At 67.8% G+C, this 19,013-nt stretch carries 17 protein-coding genes; 10 read left to right on the top strand and 7 right to left on the bottom strand.

The annotated features are described in order from the left end of the window. Positions 1-22 precede the first annotated feature (22 nt). The 8 genes from EV678_RS02135 (at position 23) to EV678_RS02100 (ending at position 8,749) form a co-directional block, all read left to right on the top strand. Positions 23-991, top strand: coding sequence for an ABC transporter permease (locus EV678_RS02135; protein ID WP_130458344.1), 969 nt, complete (start codon positions 23-25; stop codon positions 989-991). Further along, a complete protein-coding gene (locus EV678_RS02130; RefSeq protein WP_130458343.1) occupies positions 988-1,944 on the top strand; it encodes an ABC transporter permease in 957 nt (318 codons plus the stop codon). The genes EV678_RS02135 and EV678_RS02130 overlap by 4 nt, the downstream gene beginning before the upstream one ends. Positions 1,945-1,999: 55 nt before the next feature. After that, a complete protein-coding gene (locus tag EV678_RS02125) occupies positions 2,000-2,884 on the top strand; it encodes a hypothetical protein (protein WP_130458342.1) in 885 nt (294 codons plus the stop codon). Positions 2,885-2,968: 84 nt separating this feature from the next. Beyond that, a complete protein-coding gene (locus EV678_RS02120; RefSeq protein ID WP_014237291.1) occupies positions 2,969-3,352 on the top strand; it encodes a cupin domain-containing protein in 384 nt (127 codons plus the stop codon). A 260-nt stretch (positions 3,353-3,612) separates the two neighbouring features. Continuing rightward, on the top strand, positions 3,613-5,793 hold the full coding sequence (gene katG, locus EV678_RS02115) for a catalase/peroxidase HPI (RefSeq protein ID WP_130458341.1): 2,181 nt from the start codon (positions 3,613-3,615) through the stop codon (positions 5,791-5,793). Between the two features lie 318 nt (positions 5,794-6,111). Then, positions 6,112-6,630 carry a hypothetical protein gene (locus tag EV678_RS02110; protein WP_130458340.1) on the top strand — a complete coding sequence of 173 codons (519 nt, stop codon included), beginning with the start codon at positions 6,112-6,114 and terminating at the stop codon, positions 6,628-6,630. 142 nt (positions 6,631-6,772) lie between these two features. After that, entirely contained in the window at positions 6,773-7,252 is a 480-nt protein-coding gene (locus EV678_RS02105; RefSeq protein WP_130458339.1) for a hypothetical protein, read from the top strand. Between the two features lie 222 nt (positions 7,253-7,474). Next, on the top strand, positions 7,475-8,749 hold the full coding sequence (locus tag EV678_RS02100) for an MFS transporter (RefSeq protein ID WP_130458338.1): 1,275 nt from the start codon (positions 7,475-7,477) through the stop codon (positions 8,747-8,749). Here EV678_RS02100 and EV678_RS02095 read toward each other — a convergent pair. Next, positions 8,669-9,703, bottom strand: coding sequence for a YeiH family protein (locus EV678_RS02095; protein WP_130458337.1), 1,035 nt, complete (start codon positions 9,701-9,703; stop codon positions 8,669-8,671). The genes EV678_RS02100 and EV678_RS02095 overlap by 81 nt on opposite strands. Positions 9,704-9,798: 95 nt before the next feature. Here EV678_RS02095 and EV678_RS02090 point away from each other — a divergent pair, with 95 nt between their 5' ends. Together EV678_RS02090 and adhP are read left to right on the top strand one after the other, a co-directional pair. Beyond that, positions 9,799-10,674, top strand: coding sequence for a LysR substrate-binding domain-containing protein (locus EV678_RS02090; RefSeq protein ID WP_014237286.1), 876 nt, complete (start codon positions 9,799-9,801; stop codon positions 10,672-10,674). 70 nt (positions 10,675-10,744) lie between these two features. Beyond that, positions 10,745-11,767 carry an alcohol dehydrogenase AdhP gene (gene adhP, locus EV678_RS02085; protein WP_130458336.1) on the top strand — a complete coding sequence of 341 codons (1,023 nt, stop codon included), beginning with the start codon at positions 10,745-10,747 and terminating at the stop codon, positions 11,765-11,767. Between the two features lie 75 nt (positions 11,768-11,842). Here the strand turns inward: adhP and EV678_RS02080 are convergent, their stop codons facing one another. The 6 genes from EV678_RS02080 to zapE all read right to left on the bottom strand — a co-directional run bounded on the left by EV678_RS02080 (position 11,843) and on the right by zapE (position 18,985). After that, positions 11,843-12,346: a NuoB/complex I 20 kDa subunit family protein gene (locus EV678_RS02080; RefSeq protein WP_235832431.1), complete on the bottom strand. Its 504-nt coding sequence runs from the start codon at positions 12,344-12,346 to the stop codon at positions 11,843-11,845. Positions 12,347-12,397: 51 nt separating this feature from the next. Then, positions 12,398-13,282 (bottom strand): helix-turn-helix domain-containing protein, encoded by an 885-nt coding sequence (locus EV678_RS02075; RefSeq protein ID WP_130458335.1) that lies wholly within the window; start codon positions 13,280-13,282, stop codon positions 12,398-12,400. 548 nt (positions 13,283-13,830) lie between these two features. Beyond that, on the bottom strand, positions 13,831-14,307 hold the full coding sequence (locus EV678_RS02070; protein ID WP_130458334.1) for a YbaN family protein: 477 nt from the start codon (positions 14,305-14,307) through the stop codon (positions 13,831-13,833). Between the two features lie 4 nt (positions 14,308-14,311). Further along, positions 14,312-16,837 carry a Lon protease family protein gene (locus EV678_RS02065; RefSeq protein ID WP_130458333.1) on the bottom strand — a complete coding sequence of 842 codons (2,526 nt, stop codon included), beginning with the start codon at positions 16,835-16,837 and terminating at the stop codon, positions 14,312-14,314. 58 nt (positions 16,838-16,895) lie between these two features. Beyond that, positions 16,896-17,801: a secretin N-terminal domain-containing protein gene (locus tag EV678_RS02060; RefSeq protein ID WP_130458332.1), complete on the bottom strand. Its 906-nt coding sequence runs from the start codon at positions 17,799-17,801 to the stop codon at positions 16,896-16,898. Positions 17,802-17,869: 68 nt separating this feature from the next. Continuing rightward, on the bottom strand, positions 17,870-18,985 hold the full coding sequence (zapE, locus tag EV678_RS02055) for a cell division protein ZapE (protein WP_014237278.1): 1,116 nt from the start codon (positions 18,983-18,985) through the stop codon (positions 17,870-17,872). Between the last annotated feature and the right edge of the window lie 28 nt (positions 18,986-19,013).

Raw genomic sequence — 19,013 nt, 5'->3', positions numbered from 1 at the left:
AACCCCGGACGAGACCCGCACCGTGACCTTCATCCTCCGCCGTCTGCTGCACGGGGCCTGGGTCCTGCTGGCGGTCTCCGCCCTGGTCTTCGCCGCCCTCTACGTGGTGGGCAACCCGGTGGAACTGCTGGTGGATCCCCAGGCCGACCCGGCGGACACGGCCCGCACCATCGCCGCCCTGGGCCTGGACCAGCCCCTCTGGCGCCAGTACCTGACCTTCCTCGGCAACGCCGCCCGGGGCAATCTGGGCACCTCCTTCATCCACGGCGTGCCGGCCCTCTCCCTGATTCTGGAACGCCTGCCGGCCACCCTGGAACTGGCCCTCAGTGCCCTCTTCCTGGCCCTGCTGCTGGGCATACCCCTGGGCCTGTGGGCCGGTCTCCGGCCGACCTCCCTCGCCGGCCGCCTCATCGGTGCCGCCTCCACCCTGGGCTTCGCCCTGCCTGCCTTCTGGGTCGGGCTGATGCTGATCCTGGTCTTCGCCGTGCAACTGCAATGGCTGCCGCCGGGGGGCCGGGGCGAGACCCGGGAAGTGCTGGGCCTGTCCCTGTCGGTTTTCACCCTGGACGGCTGGCGGCACCTGCTGCTGCCGGCCCTCAACCTGGCCCTCTACAAGGCCGCCCTGGTGGTGCGCCTGGTGCGGGCCGGCAGCAGGGAAGCCCTGGCCCAGGACTACGTGCGCTTCGCCCGGGCCAAGGGCCTGACGGAAAGCCGGGTGGTGACGGGCCATGTGCTGCCCAACACCCTCATTCCCGTGGTCACCGTGCTGGGCATGGAGCTGGGGGCCCTGATCGCCTTCGCCGTGGTCACCGAGACGGTGTTCGGCTGGCCCGGCATGGGCAAGCTGCTGATGGACGCCATCAACGCCCTGGACCGGCCGGTGGTGGTGGCCTACCTGCTCTTCGCCGCCGCCCTTTTCGTGGTCCTCAACTTGCTGGTGGAACTGCTCTACGGCTGGCTCGACCCCCGGGTGCGGGAGGGGCGGCAATGAGTGAGTCCCGTCCCGATTCCACTCCCGATTCCACTCCCATATCCACTTCCGCTGGCGGCGGCGTTGCGGCCCGCTGCATGGGCCGTTTCTCGTCATCCTTCCTCGCCCGCTTCGCCGCCAACCCCGCCGGCAAGCTGGCCCTGCTGCTGCTCGCCCTGACCCTGCTGACTGCCTTCGCCGGCCCCTTCCTGGCGCCCCAGGACCCCTACGACCCGGCGGCCCTGGACATCCTGGATGCCCGCCTGCCCCCGGGCAGCGCCGCCGCAGCCGGCGGCACCTACCTCCTGGGCAGCGACGAACAGGGCCGGGACCTGCTCTCGGCCATGGTCTACGGCCTGCGCCTGAGCCTCGTGGTGGCGGGCGCCGGCACCGGCCTGGCCTGCCTTCTGGGGGCTGCCCTGGGCCTGACCGCCGGCTACTTCGGCGGCCGCTGGGAGCGGCTGGTGCTGGCTCTGGCCGACCTGCAGCTGTCCTTCCCCGCCCTGCTCATCGCCCTGGCCCTGCTGGCCCTCTCCGGCCCGGGCCTCTTCAAGGTGGCCCTGGCCCTGGCCGCCTCCCAGTGGGCCTACTTCGCCCGCAGCGCCCGGGCCGCCGCCCTGGTGGAATCGGGCAAGGACTACATGGCCGCCGCCCGCCTGCAGGGCCTCTCCCACGCCCGCCTGCTGTGGCGCCACCTGCTGCCCAACTGCCTGCCGCCCCTCTTGGTGATCCTGCCCCTGCAGCTGGCCGCCGCCATTTCCCTGGAAGCCACCCTCTCCTTCCTCGGCCTCGGCGCCCCGGCCACCGAGCCCTCCCTCGGCCGCCTCATCGCCAACGGCTTTGCCTACCTGCTCTCGGGCCAGTACTGGATCAGCCTCTATCCGGGCCTGCTTTTGACCCTGGCGGTCACCGCCATCACCCTGGCCGCCGACCGGCTGGCCGCGGTGCTGGACCCGCGCCGGCAGGAGGACTGACAATCGCCCCCTGCCCAGGCCCCGCACACCAACCGCCTTCCAACCGATATCCGCCATGCGACTGATCGACCAACTGCAACGCCTCTACTGCCTGCCCCAACAGAGCGGCCACGTCCTGCCTCCGGGCGCGGCCGTCACCGCCCCGGCCCGCCGCCTTACCGCCGCCGACCTGGAACGGGGCCCGGCCGGCGAGGCCGCCATCGCCCTGCACCTGACCAGCCCGGAAGGCTACGCCCGGGCCCTGGTCATCGAATTTGCCCGCAGCGCCCACTGGCCCCAGGCCGCCGCCCTCTGCCAGGCCCTCACCGAGGAACTGGAACTACCGGCCCCGGCCGTGGCCGTCGGCGGCCCGGCGGGCTACCAGCTGTGGCTGTCCCTGGCCGAGCCCCAGCCCGTCGCCGCGCTGCATGCCTTCCTCCAGGCCCTGGTGCACAAGTATCTGGCTGACGTGCCCGCCGCCGCCCGTCGCTGCTACCCGGTCGACGGTGGCGAGGGCAACGACTGCCCCCAACTGCCTCCGGCCCGGCTGGCCAACGAAGGCTGGAGCGCCTTCATCGACCCCACCATGGGCGCCATGTTCGCCGACGAGACCTGGCTGCCCATGGCCCCCAACGCCGACAAGCAGGCGGACATGCTGGCCGCCCTGAAAAGCATCAGCACCACGGATTTCCAGCGGGCCCTGGCGCAACTGCAGGCGGAGTCCGCCGCGGCCGTGGCTAACGAGCCGCTGGCCGAACCGCCCGCACAGCCAACAGCCAAGCCATTCTCCACGGCACCTGCCGCGACAGCCGCATCCCTGGCCGCTCCCAGCCTGGGCAGCCAGTTCAGCGATCCCCGGGACTTTCTCCTGGCGGTGATGAACGACGCCGGCGCCAGCACCGAGCAGCGCATCGAGGCGGCCAAGGCCCTGCTGCCCTATTTCCACGAACCCAAGCGCTGAACGGTGCCGCCGCGCCGGACGGCGCCCGCTTCTACCACCACTCTCCCACCACTTTCCATTCCCTCCACTCCGCCGGAGCCAGCCATGAGCACCTTCACCAAAGTCACCCTGTATACCGATCACGACGGCTACGCCCGCTTCCGCGAGGAAGAAGTGCCCCTCAGCGAAGGCACGCCCCAGGCCATGCTCTCCGCCCTCACCCCGGCCAAGGCCTGCCAATTCCGCCAGAGCCCGGTGGGTTTCCGCAGCCAGTTCCACTGCACCACCGAAGAACAATGGCTGTTCGTGCTCGGCGGCGAAATGAAGATCGGCCTGCAGGACGGCAGCAGCCGCAACTTCAAGGCCGGCCAGCACTTCTACTCCGCCGACACCCTGCCCGCCGGCGCCACCTTCGATCCCAAGGTGCACGGCCACTGGAGCTGCCAGGTGGGCGACGAGCCCCTGGTGACCCTGTTCGTCAAGGTGTAAGGCCGGTTCCCGGCAATCCCCTGGCGGCCCTGATGCCGCCGGTTGCAGACGCCAAAACGGCCGCAGCGATGCGGCCGTTTTCTTTTTGGGCGGCGGACTATACTGCCCGGACAGGTCGGCCCGGGCAGTCGCTTTTTCCGCCACCCTTCATCATAGCCATTGGCTATTTAGAATATTCAATTAATCAATTTTAATAATTACAACCGATTCACTAGACTGCCTCATATCCGATCATCAACGGTTCACCCAAGGAGGAAAAAATGGCAAACGACACGAATCAAACCAAGCCCGCCGGCCAATGCCCGGTCATGCACGGTGCCCAGACCAGCGCCGGCAGCCAGACCATGCAATGGTGGCCCAAGGCCCTGAACCTGGACATCCTGCACCAGCACGATGCCAAGACCAATCCCATGGGTGCCGGCTTCAACTACCGTGAAGAACTGAAGAAGCTGGATGTGGCTGCCCTGAAGAACGACCTCAAGGCCCTCATGACCGACAGCCAGCCCTGGTGGCCGGCCGACTGGGGCCACTACGGCGGCCTCATGATCCGCATGGCCTGGCACTCCGCCGGCACCTACCGCATCGCCGACGGCCGGGGCGGCGCCGGCACCGGCAACCAGCGTTTCGCCCCCCTCAATTCCTGGCCCGACAACGCCAACCTGGACAAGGCCCGCCGCCTGCTCTGGCCGATCAAGAAAAAATACGGCAACAAGATCAGCTGGGCCGACCTGATGATCCTGGCCGGCAACATGGCCTATGAATCCATGGGTCTCAAGACCTTCGGCTTCGCCTTCGGCCGAGAAGACATCTGGCACCCGGAAAAGGACATCTACTGGGGTTCCGAGAAGGAATGGCTGGCCCCCACCGGCGCCGAAGGCAGCCGCTACTCCGGCGAGCGGGACCTGGAAAACCCCCTGGCCGCCGTCATGATGGGCCTCATCTATGTGAATCCCGAAGGCGTGGATGGCAAGCCCGATCCCTTGAAGACCGCCCGGGACATGCGCACCACCTTTGCCCGCATGGCCATGAACGATGAAGAAACCGTGGCCCTCACCGCCGGCGGCCACACCGTCGGCAAGGCCCACGGCAACGGCAGCGCCGCCAACCTGGGCCCCGCCCCGGAAGGCGCCGAGCTGGAAGAACAGGGCCTGGGCTGGAACAACCACAGCAGCCGCGGCATTGGCCGCGACACCGTGACCAGCGGCATCGAAGGCGCCTGGACCACCAACCCCACCCAGTGGGACAACGGCTACTTCAAGCTGCTGCTCGGCTACGACTGGTGGCTGCAGAAGTCCCCCGCCGGCGCCCACCAGTGGGAGCCCATCAACATCAAGGAAGAGGACATGCCGGTGGATGTGGAAGACCCCAGCATCCGCTGCAAGCCCATCATGACCGACGCCGACATGGCCCTGAAATTCGACCCGGAATACCGCAAGATCGCCGAGCGCTTCCGCGACGACCAGGCCTATTTCTCGGAGACATTCGCCCGGGCCTGGTTCAAGCTGACCCACAGGGACATGGGCCCCAAGGCCCGCTACTTCGGCCCGGACGTGCCCCAGGAAGACCTGATCTGGCAGGACCCCATCCCCGCTGGTCGTAAGGACTACGACGTGGCCGCGGTGAAGGCCAAGATCGCCGCCGCCGGCCTCTCCGTCGGCGAGATGGTGGCCACCGCCTGGGACAGCGCCCGCACCTACCGGGGCTCCGACAAGCGGGGCGGCGCCAACGGCGCCCGCATCCGCCTGGCGCCGCAGAAGGACTGGGAAGGCAACGAACCGGCCCGCCTGGCCAAGGTACTGGCGGTCTATGAAAAGATCGCCACTGAGACCGGCGCCAGCGTCGCCGACGTCATCGTCCTGGCCGGCAATGTGGGCGTGGAGCAGGCCGCCAAGGCCGCCGGCTTCCCGGTCGAAGTGCCCTTCGCCCCGGGCCGTGGCGATGCCACCCAGGCCATGACCGACGTGGAATCCTTCGAAGTGCTCGAACCCCTGGCCGACGGCTTCCGCAACTGGCAGAAGACCCACTACGTGGTGACGCCGGAAGAAATGATGCTCGACAAGGCCCAACTGCTGCGCCTCACCGCCAGCGAGATGACCGTGTTGGTCGGCGGCCTGCGCGTTCTCGGCGCCAACCACGGCGGCAGCCAGCACGGCGTGTTCACCGAGCGGGTCGGCGTGCTCAGCAACGACTTCTTCGTCAATCTGACCGACATGGCCTACACCTGGAAACCCACGGGTCGCAACAGCTACGCCATCGTCGATCGCAACAACGGCGCCACCAAGTTCACCGCCACCCGGGCCGACCTGGTCTTCGGCTCCAACTCGATCCTGCGCGCCTACGCCGAGGTCTACGCCCAGGACGACAACCAGGAAAAGTTCGTGCGCGACTTCATCGCCGCCTGGACCAAGGTGATGAACGCCGACCGCTTCGATCTCAACTGAGGCACCAACCCCGCCGCCGCCCGCCAGGGTGGCAGGTGAGGCGCTTTACCCCAAGGCCCGGCGGCGTTGCCCCGGGCCTTTTTCATGTGCAAGCGGTTGCAAGAATTGCCCGCATGACATTTAGCTGAACGACTGGCAAAATCAACGCGACATTGAATCAGTGTTGCGTATGGCCGCCATCTATCCCCTCGAATATTGCCGACGAGTTAACGGAAGCCTCCATCGGTCAGCATCCCAGGTTGCCGTGTTTTTCGGCTTATACGGCGTTCCACCGGCTTATATGGCAGTTTTGCCGTCTACTTCACGTTGGGCCTCGCAATGACCACAACCGCCTCCCTGCCTGATTGGCTGATGCTTATGCGTCAGTGGCTGGAACAACGAATGGGAAACACCGGCATTACCTTGCCCTTTCTAGCTGGAGCCTTGGCGCTTAAGCGGGGTGAAAAGACTGTGTCCGCCGGTGAGCTTCGGTCATTGCTCGATCGAATGACATCGAACCCCATTCCGGGCCATTTCGTTGGTGTTCGAAGATGCGGAAGCATTCACGCGCCGGTGCTATCGTCTTTGCCGCTCAACGATCCGCTCATTCGGCAATGCGAGCTTTCTGCACCGGCCGGACAAGTTTCCTTTGCGTTCAGCCCAGACGCCATGTCTCCTTTTGGTGGCCTAGATTGCAACTGTGCCGCCGACTGCATTGAGAAGCTCGTTCAGTACAGCGCACCCTACACTGAGGCCGGCAATTTCTCGCGCGTCTACGACGAGCACACTAAAGGCTTCATCTATTCAACATTCCGCTTGAAGGAAGTTGAGTTCATCAGGAGCGTCTTGGGTGATTGACGCGCGCGGCCCAACCCATCACTCCACCGGACCTGCGCGAAAAGCCGCGCAGTCCGGTGAATTCAAACGTTAGGCGTCACAAAATACTCTCTACGCGATGCACCCCGACCTTCTTGCTTCCATTGAGCGTTTCCGAACAGAGATGGAGACCGTCGACGAGATGGCCCATGTCCTGCTCAAAGGCCACCTGCTTATCGAGGAGGGTCTGTCGGCTGTACTGGATCAGTACGTCTTCCATCGAGAGCATCTCGAGGAGGCACGCCTCACCTTCGCTCAAAAGGCCCACATCGCTCGGGCACTTTGCCTTCGTAAGAACACTCTTGGGGAGTGGGAGCTGGTTTTTGCAATCAACGCCCTCCGCAACAACCTGGCGCACAAATTGAATTCGCCTGAGCGCAGCAAGAGGCTAGCAAAGGTCAAAGATGTCTACTTCCGCGAGGCGGCGGGCTTTGAAAGAGTTGAAGAGGTCAAGAAGGAGTCTGATACGGTGGTGCTGTTCAACGCGTGTGCGCACTCCGCAGGTTTCTTGTCCACGTTTCTAGCTGACTCACGGGGTTTTCGCCAAATGGTGCATGCCATGGATCGGCAGCTCAACCCCAATTTGCCGCCGTTCGAGCTGTGAACAAGGCGACGCCTAACCCTTCCATCGAGGGGACGTCCAACATCAGGCTTTGCCTGCTGTCGGCCGCCCCTCATGTCAAACGTTAGCTCTACATTTCAAGCTCCCCGCCGATCCAAACTTACCAGTTCTGCCTAAGGCAGTTAGCCCCCGCTTTACCATTCGTCACAACCTCCATCTCCCCTTTTCGTTAGCATGTCGGGCACGCTCTCCTGACGCCCCGCCATGCCTGCCTTTCTCCGCGCCCTCAATTCCCGCAATTACCGGCTCTATTTCGTTGGCCAGCTGATTTCCCTGGCGGGGACGTGGATGCAGCAGATCGCCATGGCCTGGCTGGCCTACCGGCTTTCCAATTCGGCTTTCGTGCTGGGCAGCGTGGGCTTTGCCAGCCAGATTCCCATCCTCTTTTTCTCCGCCTTCGCCGGGGTGTGGAGCGACCGGGTGGACCGGCGGCGCCTGCTTCTGCTGAGCCAGAGCCTGTCCATGGTGCAGGCCCTGGTGCTGGCGGTGCTGGCCTGGATGGAGTGGATCACGCCGGGGCTGCTGATTTTCATGGCCCTCTGCCTGGGTTGCATCAATGCCCTGGACGTGCCGGCGCGGCAGGCCATCGCGGTGCAGCTGGTGGACGACAAGGAAGACCTGCCCAACGCCATCGCCCTCAATTCCTTCCTCATGAACGCAGCCCGCTTCGTCGGCCCGGCCCTGGCGGGGTATCTGGTGGTGCTGATGGGGGAGGCGGTGTGCTTCCTGCTCAATGCCCTTTCCTACCTGGCGGTGCTGCTGGCCCTCTCGGCCATCCGCCTGCCGGCCCAGGGCCCCAGTCGGCCGGCGCCGGCCCTGGATGCGCTGAAGGAGGGCATCCGCTATGTGCGCGGGCATGGCCCGATCCGGCGCTCCCTGCTGCTGGTCTCCTGCATCAGCTTCCTGGCCACCCCCTATGCGGTGATGATGCCCCTCTTCGCCAAGGAGATTTTCGGCGGCGACGCAGGCACCTTCGGCCTGCTCATGGGCTGCGCCGGCGCCGGCTCCCTGGTGGCCAGCTTCTTCCTCGCCAGCCGGCGCGACACGGGCGGCCTGGAGGGCAAGGTGGCCCTGGCTGCCCCGGCGGTGGGTGCCGCCCTCACCTGCTTCGCCCTCAGCCCCTCCCAGCAGGTGGCCTACCCCATCATCATGAGTATCGGCTTTTGCGTCATCATCACCATCGCCGGCAGCAACACCCTGATCCAGACCCGGGTGAACAACGCCTACCGGGGCCGGGTCATGGCCATCTTCTCCATGGCCTTCCTCGGCATCGCCCCCCTGGGCAGCTTCATCGTCGGCAGTGTCGCCCATCAGGTAGGCATCCGCCCCACCCTGGCGGCCTGCGGCCTGCTGACCCTGGCAGCGGGGCTGGTTTACCGCCGCCTGACCCAGGCCGCCTCAGCCCAAGAGCCAGTTGAGCAGGCCGCCGCCGAGCACCAGGTGGACAAAGAGGGCGGCACCCAGCAGCAGCGGCCGTAGGCCGGCCCGGCCCATGCGGGCCAGGGTGGTCTCCAGGCCCAGGGCGGCCATGGCGGCCGTCAGAAGCACCATGCCGCACTGGCGCAGGGCCGCCACCACCCCTTCGGGCAGCAGTTGCAGGGAATTGACCCCGGCCAGCAGGATGAAGGCCGCGGCGAACCAGGGCACCGCCACCGGGCTGCGGCGGGACGCGCCCTCCGCTTCGGCCTTACTGCCTCGTGCCAGGAAGGCGCCGAGCAGGAGCAGGAAGGGCACCAGCAGCAGCACCCGGATCATCTTCACCACCACCGCGCCGCGGGCCACCTCCGGCCCCAGGGCATCGCCGATGGCCACCACCTGGGCCACTTCATGCACGGTGGAGCCGACGTAGCGGCCGAAGTCCAGATGCTGGGGGCCGATCCAGGCGTACAGCAGGGGATAGAGGCCCATGGCCAGGGTGCCGAAGAGCACCACCGTGCCCACCGCCACCGCCGTCTTTTCCGCCGTGCGGGCTTCGTCCAGGCGCAGCACGGGCACCGTCGCCACCACCGCTGCGGCGCCGCAGATGGCGCTGCCGGCGGCGGTGAGCAGGGCCGTCTCCCGGTCCAGGCCGAGCAGACGGATGCCGATGAAACAGCCCAGGGCCAGGGTGGAAGCCACCAGCAGCACGTCCGCCAGCAGACCGGCGCTGCCCACGGCGACGATCTGCTGCCAGGAAAGGTTAAAGCCGTAGAGGGCCACCCCGGCCCGCAGCAGGTTGCGCTGGGCCAGCCCCAGGCCGGCGCGGCGGGCGCCCTGGGCCAGGGCCGGCCAGCCGTTGCCAAGCACGGCGCCGATGAGGATGGCCAGGGTCAGGGAACTGGCGCCGTAGCGCACCAGACCGGCGCCCAGGGCCAGTCCCAAGGCCAGCACGCTGATGGCGGCCGCCAGGGCCAGGCCGGGAATCCACTGTCTCCACTGCCGCAGGTTTGCCATGGGTTTCTTTCTCGAAAACGAACCTGGCGAACATTAGCCCCCGCTCATACAATAGGTAAAACCGATAATTCTTATTCGATACATCAGTCAAGCCGATGAAAATCACCCTGCGCCAGTTGGAAGTCTTCGCCGCCGTGGCCAGCCACGGCCACGTCACCCGGGCCGCCGAGGCGGTGGCCCTGACCCAGTCCGCCGCCAGCATGGCCCTGGCGGACCTGGAGCGGCAGCTCTCGGTGCAGCTCTTCGACCGGGTGGGGCGCCAGCTGCTGCTCAATGAGGCGGGCCGGCAGCTGCTGCCCCGGGCCCAGCAGGTGCTGGACCAGGTGCGGGAGATCGAGGCCGGTGCCGCCGGGTCCGCCGCCTTCGACCTGCATCTGGGGGCCAGCCTGACCATCGGCAACCACCTGCTGCCGCCCCTGGTGGCGGAACTGCAGCGGCGCCATCCCCAGGGCCGGGTGCGCCTCTCCCTGCACAACACGGAACAGGTGCGGGCCGACCTGCTGGCCTTCCGCATCGACCTGGGCTTCGTCGAAGGGCCGGTGCAGGAGCCCCGCCTGCGGCGCTTTTCCTGGCGCCCGGACCGGCTCCAGGTCTTTGCCCCGGCGGGCCATCCCCTGGCCGGCGGCACCGCCACGCCGGCGGACCTGGCCGGGGCCGGCTGGGTGCTGCGGGAGCGGGGCTCGGGCACCCGGGAGGTGTTCGACCGGGCCCTGGCCAACGCCACCCTGACGCCCCGGGTGGCCCTGGAACTGGAACAGCCGGAGGCCATCCGCCAGTGCGTGCGGGCCGGCCTGGGCCTGGGCTGCCTTTCCCGCCTGGAGCTGGAGGATGCCTTCCAGGCCGGCTGGCTGGCCCCGGTGGCGGCCCCCTTCCTCAACCTGGAGCGGGACCTGCAGGTGCTGGTCCATGCCGACCGGCACCTGAGCCCCGGGCTCCTGGCGGTGCTGGCCCTGTGCGGCATCGAGATTTGACCCGCATCAGAAAACCGGCGGCAGCAAGGCCTATGATGGAGACATCGTCCATCCATTGAGGAGAAGCGTCATGGCCCAGATGATGAAAGCCGCCGTCGTCCACGAATTCGGCAAGCCCCTGGTGATCGAGGAAGTGCCAGTGCCCGAGGTGCCGCCCGGGCAGGTGCTGGTCAAGGTGGTGGCCTCCGGGGTCTGCCACACCGACCTCCACGCCGCCGACGGCGACTGGCCGGTGAAGCCTTCCCTGCCCTTCATCCCCGGCCATGAGGGAGTCGGCTACGTGGCCGCCGTAGGCGCCGGCGTCACCCACGTCAAGGAAGGGGACCGGGTCGGCGTCCCCTGGCTGCACACCGCCTGCGGCCATTGCGAACACTGCATCACCGGCTGGGAAACCCTCTGCGATTCCCAGCAGATGACCGGCTACACGGTGAACGGCGGCTATGCCGAATACGTGCTGGCCGATCCGGGCTATGTCGGCAAGCTGCCCGACACCCTGGAATTCGCCCCCGCCGCCCCGGTGCTGTGCGCCGGCGTCACGGTGTACAAGGGCCTCAAGGTGCTCGAATGCAAGCCCGGCGATTGGGTCGCCATCTCCGGCATCGGCGGCCTCGGCCACATGGCGGTGCAGTACGCCAAGGCCATGGGCTTCCACGTCATCGCCGTCGATGTGGCGGACGAAAAGCTGGCCCTGGCCAAGACCCTGGGCGCCGACGTCACCCTCAACGCGGCCCGGGTGGACCCGGTGGCGGAAATCCAGAAGCAGATCAAGGGCGCCCACGGCATCCTGGTCACCGCCGTCTCCCGCAGTGCTTTCAGCCAGGCCCTGGGCATGCTGCACAAGCGCGGCACCATGTCCCTGGTGGGCCTGCCCCCCGGCGACTTCGGCCTGCCCATCTTCGACGTGGTGCTCAACGCCAAGACCGTGCGCGGCTCCATCGTCGGCACCCGCAAGGACCTGGAAGAAGCCCTGGCCTTCGCCGGCGAGGGCAAGGTGAAGACCCACTACAGCACTGACCGGATCGAGAACATCAACGACATCTTCGGCCGCATGAAGGCCGGCCACATCGACGGCCGCATCGTGCTCAACATCTAGCTGCACCAGTATCAGCACAACGGCTGCTAGGCCGGCTCCTCCGAGCCGGCCTTTTTCATGGCCGCCCGGGCCGCCCTAGGCGCCTTTCGTTGCCTCCGCCGCCCGTGCCTCCTCGGCCCGATGGATGAGGCGCTTGCGCCGCTGCACCAGGTTCTGCAGCTGGGTCAGGCCGTAGAGCAGGGCCTCGGCGGTGGGCGGGCAGCCGGGAATGTAGATGTCCACCGGGATGATGCGGTCGCAGCCCCGCACCACGGAGTAGGAGTAGTGGTAGAAGCCGCCGCCGTTGGCGCAGGAGCCCATGGAGATGACGTAGCGGGGCTCGGCCATCTGGTCGTAGAGCTTGCGCAGGGCCGGGGCCATCTTGTTGGTGACGGTGCCGGCGACGATCATCAGGTCCGCCTGGCGCGGGCTGGCCCGGGGCATCATGCCGAAGCGGTCCATGTCGTAGCGGGAGGCGGCGGCGTGGATCATTTCCACGGCGCAGCAGGCCAGGCCGAAACTGAGATACCAGAGGCTGTTGCTGCGCACCGCTTCGGTCAGGGTGTCGACCTGGGTCAGCAGATAGCCGTCGCCGTACAGGGTGGGAGCGTGTTGCACCGTTTTCTCCAGACAAGGGAAACGGTGGGCAGTCTAGGCGGGGGAAAAGAGTCCGGCTTGTACGGAGTCGACATCGTCGGGCAGGAAGAGGTCGCGGAAGTCCCGCTGCCCGAGGCGATACCACCAGTATCCGGGAGCCCCATCGGCGACGGCGCGCAGCAGCTCCCCGGGGGAGGCGCCGGCCATGTCCCGGTAATCCCGGTCCATGTGGGCCTGGTCGTAGTAGCCGAAGTCCTGGGCGATGCGGGTCAATTCGCCCCGCCGGGGCGGCTGGGCCTGGAGACGGGCCAGGGAGAAGCCGAAACGGGCCACCCGCCGCAGCTCCCGCAGATTGGCGCCGTAACCGTGGGCCACCCGCCGTTCCAGCTGGCGCAGGCCGATGCCCAGGTGGGCGGCGATCTGGCCGGCGGGAGAAAACAGGTGGGTGGAGGCGCCCAGCAGGTCGGCCAGCCGCGCCGGGTCGCGCCGCGGACGCAGGCAGCGGCGCAGCAGGCCCTGCACCGACGCGACCCAGTCGGCCGGGGAGTCGCTGGCATCCACCGTTTCCAGCATCTGCCGCACCAGCAGGGGCGGCAGCACTTCATCCAGGGGCACGATGCGGTCCCGCAGCTCGCCGACGCCGGGCCCCAGGGCTTCGGCCATGACGCCGGGGCGGAACATGACGGAAAGGAAGACGCTGCCCAGCGCCGCCCGGGACTCCCGGGGGCCCAGATAGGGCCCCGTCAGGCTGGCACGGGGCACGGCCCGGCAGCTGCCGTCGGCCAGGGGCTGCACCGCACCGCCCCGGGCGAACAGCAGCAGGCCGGGGCTGAGGGCCGAGGGCAGACGGGAGAGACAGCCGTCCAGGGGCATCACCAGGATGTGGTAGATCCAGGGAGCCAGTTCCGGATGGGGCGCCACCACCAGGGGCATAACCATGGGCCGAACCTTCATGCAAAGGGAATTGCCCGCCAGTCTAGCGCAGCCGCCGGCCGATGAAAAAAGTGGCACCGGGGACAGCCGGCCGGGACCGGCCCCGGCCGTGCCTGTCAGCGGCACCGCCTCCAGGCATGGCCACCTTGCCGGCCACCCCACGGCACCACCTGGAAAGGCTTATCTGGTGCGGCTTCTGGCGGCGCAATGGGGCCGCAGGGCCGCGGGGGCGGCCTCAGGGGGCCGGCTGGGGGTGGGGCATGGGGCGCGCGGCGTGGCGCGGCCTGGCGGGGCGGAACGAGAGGGCGGCCGGCCGGTTCCCCCACACCGCATCGGCCCACAGCCGAGTGAAGATGCAACGGGCTTCTTCGATCATCCGGGTCATGGCTGGCTCCTTCACGGTGGTGGCATCAAAGGTGAATCCACCTTAGCAAGGGGCGGCGGCGCAAGCCAATTGAATCGGGAAATAGTCCTTATAGCCGGCCCGCATCGCCGGCCTGTGGGCCTGCCCACGCCCCCTGAAGGAGGGAGCCGGCCCTGGCGGCCCACGGCGCTCAGCCCCCCGGCCGGTCCCGGGAGGGAAGGCGCCACAGCCACAGGCACATGAAAAGGCCGAACGCGGCCAGGCCGGCCTGGGCCCAGGGATTTTTCACCACCAGCAGGATGGAGGTGGAAAAGGTCAGGGCCATCAGCAGCACTCCGGCCCGCTTGGCCCGGTAGGGAATGGCCCGGTGCCGCCGCCATTCCAGGATGGGCGGGCCGAACAGGCGATGGCCGGTGAGCCAGCGGTAGAAACGCAGGGACGCCCGGGCGTAGCAGGCGGCGGCCAGCAGCATGAAGGGCGTGGTCGGCAGCAGGGGCAGGAACAGGCCCACCACACCCAGCACGACGCACAGGCTGCCGGCAGCGATGAGCAGGCCCCGCACCAGGGGCGAGGCATGTTCCACCACCTCGGCGGCGGCCTGCAGTTCCGCCGGGGTGACCGCACCCTCTTCCGCCAGGGGCTCCATCCCCTGCCCCGGATCGCCCATGGGCTCAGGCCTCCCCTGCCCCGCGCTCCCCGTGGCCGGCCACGTCTTCCACCGGCTCCTTGCCCGGCTTGGGCTTGGCCGGGCTTTCCTTGGCCTTGCTCCTGCGCGGCGCCTTGGGCTTTTCCGGCGGGCCGTGGCGCTGCTGGGCCAGTTCCATGAGCTGGGTGGCCACCTTGCCGCTGACGCTGTCCGGGGCCACCTCGCCCTTGGCATCGGGAGTGCCCGCCGGCAGGCCGGTGAGCAGGGCCATGGCCTCATCCACATGGCGCACGGCGAAGACGTGGAAGTCGCCGCGGCGCACCGCCGCCACCACGTCGGCCCGCAGCATGAGGTGGGAGACGTTGGCGGCGGGAATGATCACCCCCTGCTTGCCGGTCAGGCCCCGGGCCTGGCAGATGTCGAAGAAGCCTTCGATCTTCTCATTGACGGCGCCGATGGGCTGGACCTGGCCCAGCTGGTTGAGGGAGCCGGTCATGGCCAGGGACTGGTGCAGGGGCAGCATGCCGATGGCCGACAGCAGGGCGCACAGCTCGGCCAGGGAGGCGCTGTCCCCGTCCACCTCGCCGTAGGACTGCTCGAAGACCAGGCTGGCATTGACCGAGAGGGGCACCAGGCGGCCGAAGCGGTTGGAGAGGAAGCCGGAGAGGATGAGCATGCCCTTGCTGTGCAGGGGGCCGCCCAGTTCCGTTTCCCGTTCGATGTCCATGACGTCGCCGTCGCCCATGCGCACCGCGGCGGTGACCCGCATGGGGTGGGCAAAGGTCAGCTCGCCCATGTCGATGGCGGCAAGGCCGTTGATCTGTCCGATTTCCATGCCCTCGGTGGCGATCATGAATTCGCCGTTGAGGATGGCCTCCTGCTGCCGCTCCCGCACCCGGTCGGCGCGCCGTACCTGAGCCGCCAGGGCCCGCTCCAGATGCTGGCGGTCGATGTCGGGGGCGCCGTCCTTTTCCGCCATCCAGTCCGCCTCCCGCAGCAGGTCGGCCAGCACCCGGGTGCGGGTGGTGAGCTTGCGCGAATCCTCGGCCAGGCGGGCCGCCCGTTCGATGGCCCAGGCCGTGGCGGCCCGGGTCAGGGCCCGCAGCTGGTCGCGGCGGGCCAGGGTGGCCAGCAGGCGGGCGTAGAGCAGCGCATTCTCCGGGCCCCGCACCACGTCGTTTTCCAGGTCTGCCGCCACCTTGAACAGGGCGCCGAATTCCGGGTCCATTTCCGAGAGCAGGTAGTAGGTGTTGCGATCGCCCACCAGCACCACCTTCACGTCCAGGGGCATGGGCTCCGGCTCGAGCTGCTGGGTGCTCTGCAGGCCGAAGAGATCCTCCGGCGATTCCAGGCGCAGGCGCTCGGCCTGCAGGGCCCGCTTGAGTCCTTCCCAGGCGTAGGGCTGGGTCAGCAGCTTGCCCGCATCCAGCACCAGGGCGCCGCCGTTGGCCCGGTGCAGGGCGCCGGCCCGGATCAGGGTGAAGTTGGAAACCCACATGCCCATGTGGGCGGTGTGTTCCACCCGGCCCAGCAAGTTCTGGAAGGTGGGCAGACTCTCGCACACCACCGGCCGGCCGCTGGTGCCGCTGTTGTCCACCAGCAGATTGACCAGGTAGCGCTGCAGGGAAATGCTGCCGGAGAAGAGCAGGGTTTCCATCTCCCCCTCGCCCTTCTGGGATTCCCGCAGGTTGTCGCCGGTTTCCACCACGTCGTGCAGCACCGCGTCGAGGAAGGCGCTCACCTCCGCGAGGTCGGCATAGGCGGGCTTGAGTTCTTCGATCTCGTGGCCCACGGCCAGGCGCAGGGCCTCCCGGGAGATGTCCTTGACCTTGGCCTGCAGCTCCCGCTGCCAGCGGGGGAACTGGCTGACCAGGTCCTGCAGGCGCGGCTCGTAGGATTCGATGATGGCGTCCAGCTCCTCCTGGCGCTCCTTGGGCAGGGCGTCGTACTCCTCCTCGCTCATGGTCTCGTCCTCGCTCTTGGCGGGGACGAAGGTGAAGCCTTCCTCGGTGGACAGCAGGGCCACGCCCTTGCTCATGGCCTCCCGGCCAAGAGTACGCAGGGCCGTGTCCTCCCGCTTCTTGGCCTCGCTTTCCAGGGCATTGAGGCGGCGCCGGTAGTCGTCGCTCTCGAAGGCGGCGGTGAGGGCCGGGGCTAGGCCGGAGACGAAGTTCTGCATGTCCTCCCGCAGCTTGCTGCCGCGGCCGGCGGGCAGCCTCAGCAGGCGCGGCCGGGTCGGCTCCTGGAAGTTGTGCACATAGCACCAGTCCCAGGCGGCATCGCCGTTGCCGCGATGGCGGAACTGGGTGTCCAGCACCCGGTGCACCAGGGCGTGGCGGCCGCTGCCCGGCTCGCCGAGGACGAACAGGTTGTAGCCGTGGCGGGGAATGTCGAGACCGAAGCTCAAGGCCTCCACCGCCCGGGGGTGGGCGAATTCCTCGGCCAGATCGTCCAGTTCGGCGGTGGTGGCGAATTCCAGCAGGCTCTCGGGACAGGGCGTGAACAGGCGCTCCGGAGGCAGGCGGCAGGGATTTTGGCGAAAATCGGTCATGTTCTTCTTGGTTGTTGTGTTCCGCCGCCGGGGCTGCGGAAAAAAAGGAAAGCCGGGACTACTTGATCTCTTCCACCAGCAGCCAGACGGTCCGGTTGTCGCGTACGTCCTGGGTGGACAGGGTGCTGTTGGCCCGCTCCCGTCCGCTCGATTCCTGGCCCATGCCGCCGAGGGCGATCCACTCGCCCAGGCGGCCGGAGACGGTGGTGCTGAGGCGCTGGATATTGGCGCTGCCGGGGCCGTAGCTGCCCGGGGTGTCGCTCTGGGGGCTGATTTCCAGGGTCACCCGATCCCCCGCTAGGTGGGGCTCGGCATAGAAGCCCTGGCCCAGGTCCCGGTACACCGTGCTCTCGGTCACCACCACGCCATTGGGACCGAGCACGGCCTGGCGCAGGGGCACCGGCACGGACTGGCCCATCTGGATGAAGGCCCGGCCCCCTTCCATCACCTGCACCATCTGCCCGGCGGAACTGCTGCGGGTGCTGCGGGTGTCCACGATCTCCGTGGTCACGCTGGAGCCGCCCCGCTGGATCTGCACGCTGCCGCCGCCGCTACGGCCGAGGCTGCCGCTGCCGTTGAGGGTGCCGGCGGCCCCGGGGGACTGGATGATGCGCACATTGCCGCCCAGGCCCACGTTGCCGGAGACGCCCACGTCCCGGCCCCGGCTGTCCAGGTCCCGGTTCTGGGTGACCCGGATGCGCAGCATGCGCGGCGGCGTGTCGATGGAGGCCAGCACCTGCTTCAGCTGCTCCCGGTTGCGCCGGCTGCCCTTGATGATGAGCTGGTTGTTCATGCCCGACACCGCGCCGCCCGGCTCCACCAGGGGCTGCAGCACCGGCAGCACCTGGTCCACGGTGCGGCTCTTGAGGGGCACGATCTCCACTTCCTGCTGGGCCCAGGCCATGGAGAACATCCCCAGGAACAGGCCCAGGGCGAGCAACGGAACCAGCAGCAGACGCTTCACGGCAGACCTCCAATGATCGGCACGGCAGGAAAGGGGCGGCACCAGTGTCGCCCCGCCCTCCCGAAAACTCAAGCCAGATGGGGCAAGGCCAGGTAGTCCCGGGAACGCATTTCCACCAGGCGGCTGACGGTGCGGAAAAACTCGCCGGCGTGGGTGCCCTCGGTGTACAGCCCTTCCGGCTCGCACTCGGCGGTGGCAATGAATTTGACCTTGGCGTCGTAGAAGATATCCACCAGCCAGGTGAAGCGCCGGGCCATGTCGCGCTGGGTGGAATTCATGCGGGGCAGACGGGAGACCAGCACCGTGTGGTAGGCCCGGGCCAGTTCCAGGTAATCGTTCTGGGAACGGGGGCCGTCGCACAGGGCCTGGAAGTCGAACCACACCACCCCGGCGGAGCGGCGCAGCACGGGAATCTCCCGGCCTAGCACCTCGATGCTGCCGCCGGCCTGCCCTTCCCCGCCGGCCAGCTCCCGGAAGTAGTCGGCCATCTTGGCTTCCGCCGCGTCGTCGGCCGGATAGTGGTAGATCTCCACCTGCTCCAGGGTACGCAGGCGGTAGTCGATGCCCGCCTCCACCTGCACCACGTCCAGCTGCTGCTTGAGCAAGGCGATGGTGGGCAGGAAGTTCTGCCGCTGCAGGCCGTTGGGGTAGAGGTTTTCCGGCGGGTAGTTGGAGGTCATCACCAGCACCACCCCCTTGGCAAAGAGCTTCTCCAGCAGGCGGCCCAGGATCATGGCGTCGGCGATGTCGGAGACGTGGAACTCGTCGAAGCACAGCACCCGGGTCTCGGCTGCAATGCGCCCGGCCAGGATGGCCAGGGGATCGGTCTCGCCCTTGAGGCTTTCCAGGTCCTTGTGCACCTGCTGCATGAAGCCGTGGAAGTGGATGCGCTTCTTGCGCTTGTAGGGCACGGAATCGTAGAAGCAGTCCATGAGGAAGCTCTTGCCCCGCCCCACCCCGCCCCAGAAATAGACGCCCCGGGGCACTTCCAGGCGGGAATTGAACATCTTGTAGAGCTTGTTGCGCCGCGCCGCCTTGAAGGCCACCAGCTCGTAATAGAGCTTCTGCAGCCGCTCGGCCGCCGCCTTCTGGGCCGCATCGGCAGTGAATCCGCGGGAGGCCAGCAGGGCCTCATAGGCATCGAGCATGCCGCGCTCGGGAACGTTGAGGGTACGGTGGGGCATGGGGAATCCGTCGGGAGCACCTCGGGGG

This window comes from Azospira oryzae, from assembly GCF_004217225.1.
In the GTDB taxonomy this organism is placed as follows: Bacteria; Pseudomonadota; Gammaproteobacteria; order Burkholderiales; family Rhodocyclaceae; genus Azospira; species Azospira oryzae.
Note: the sequence above shows the minus strand (reverse complement) of the source record. Positions and strands in the feature narration are given on the sequence as shown.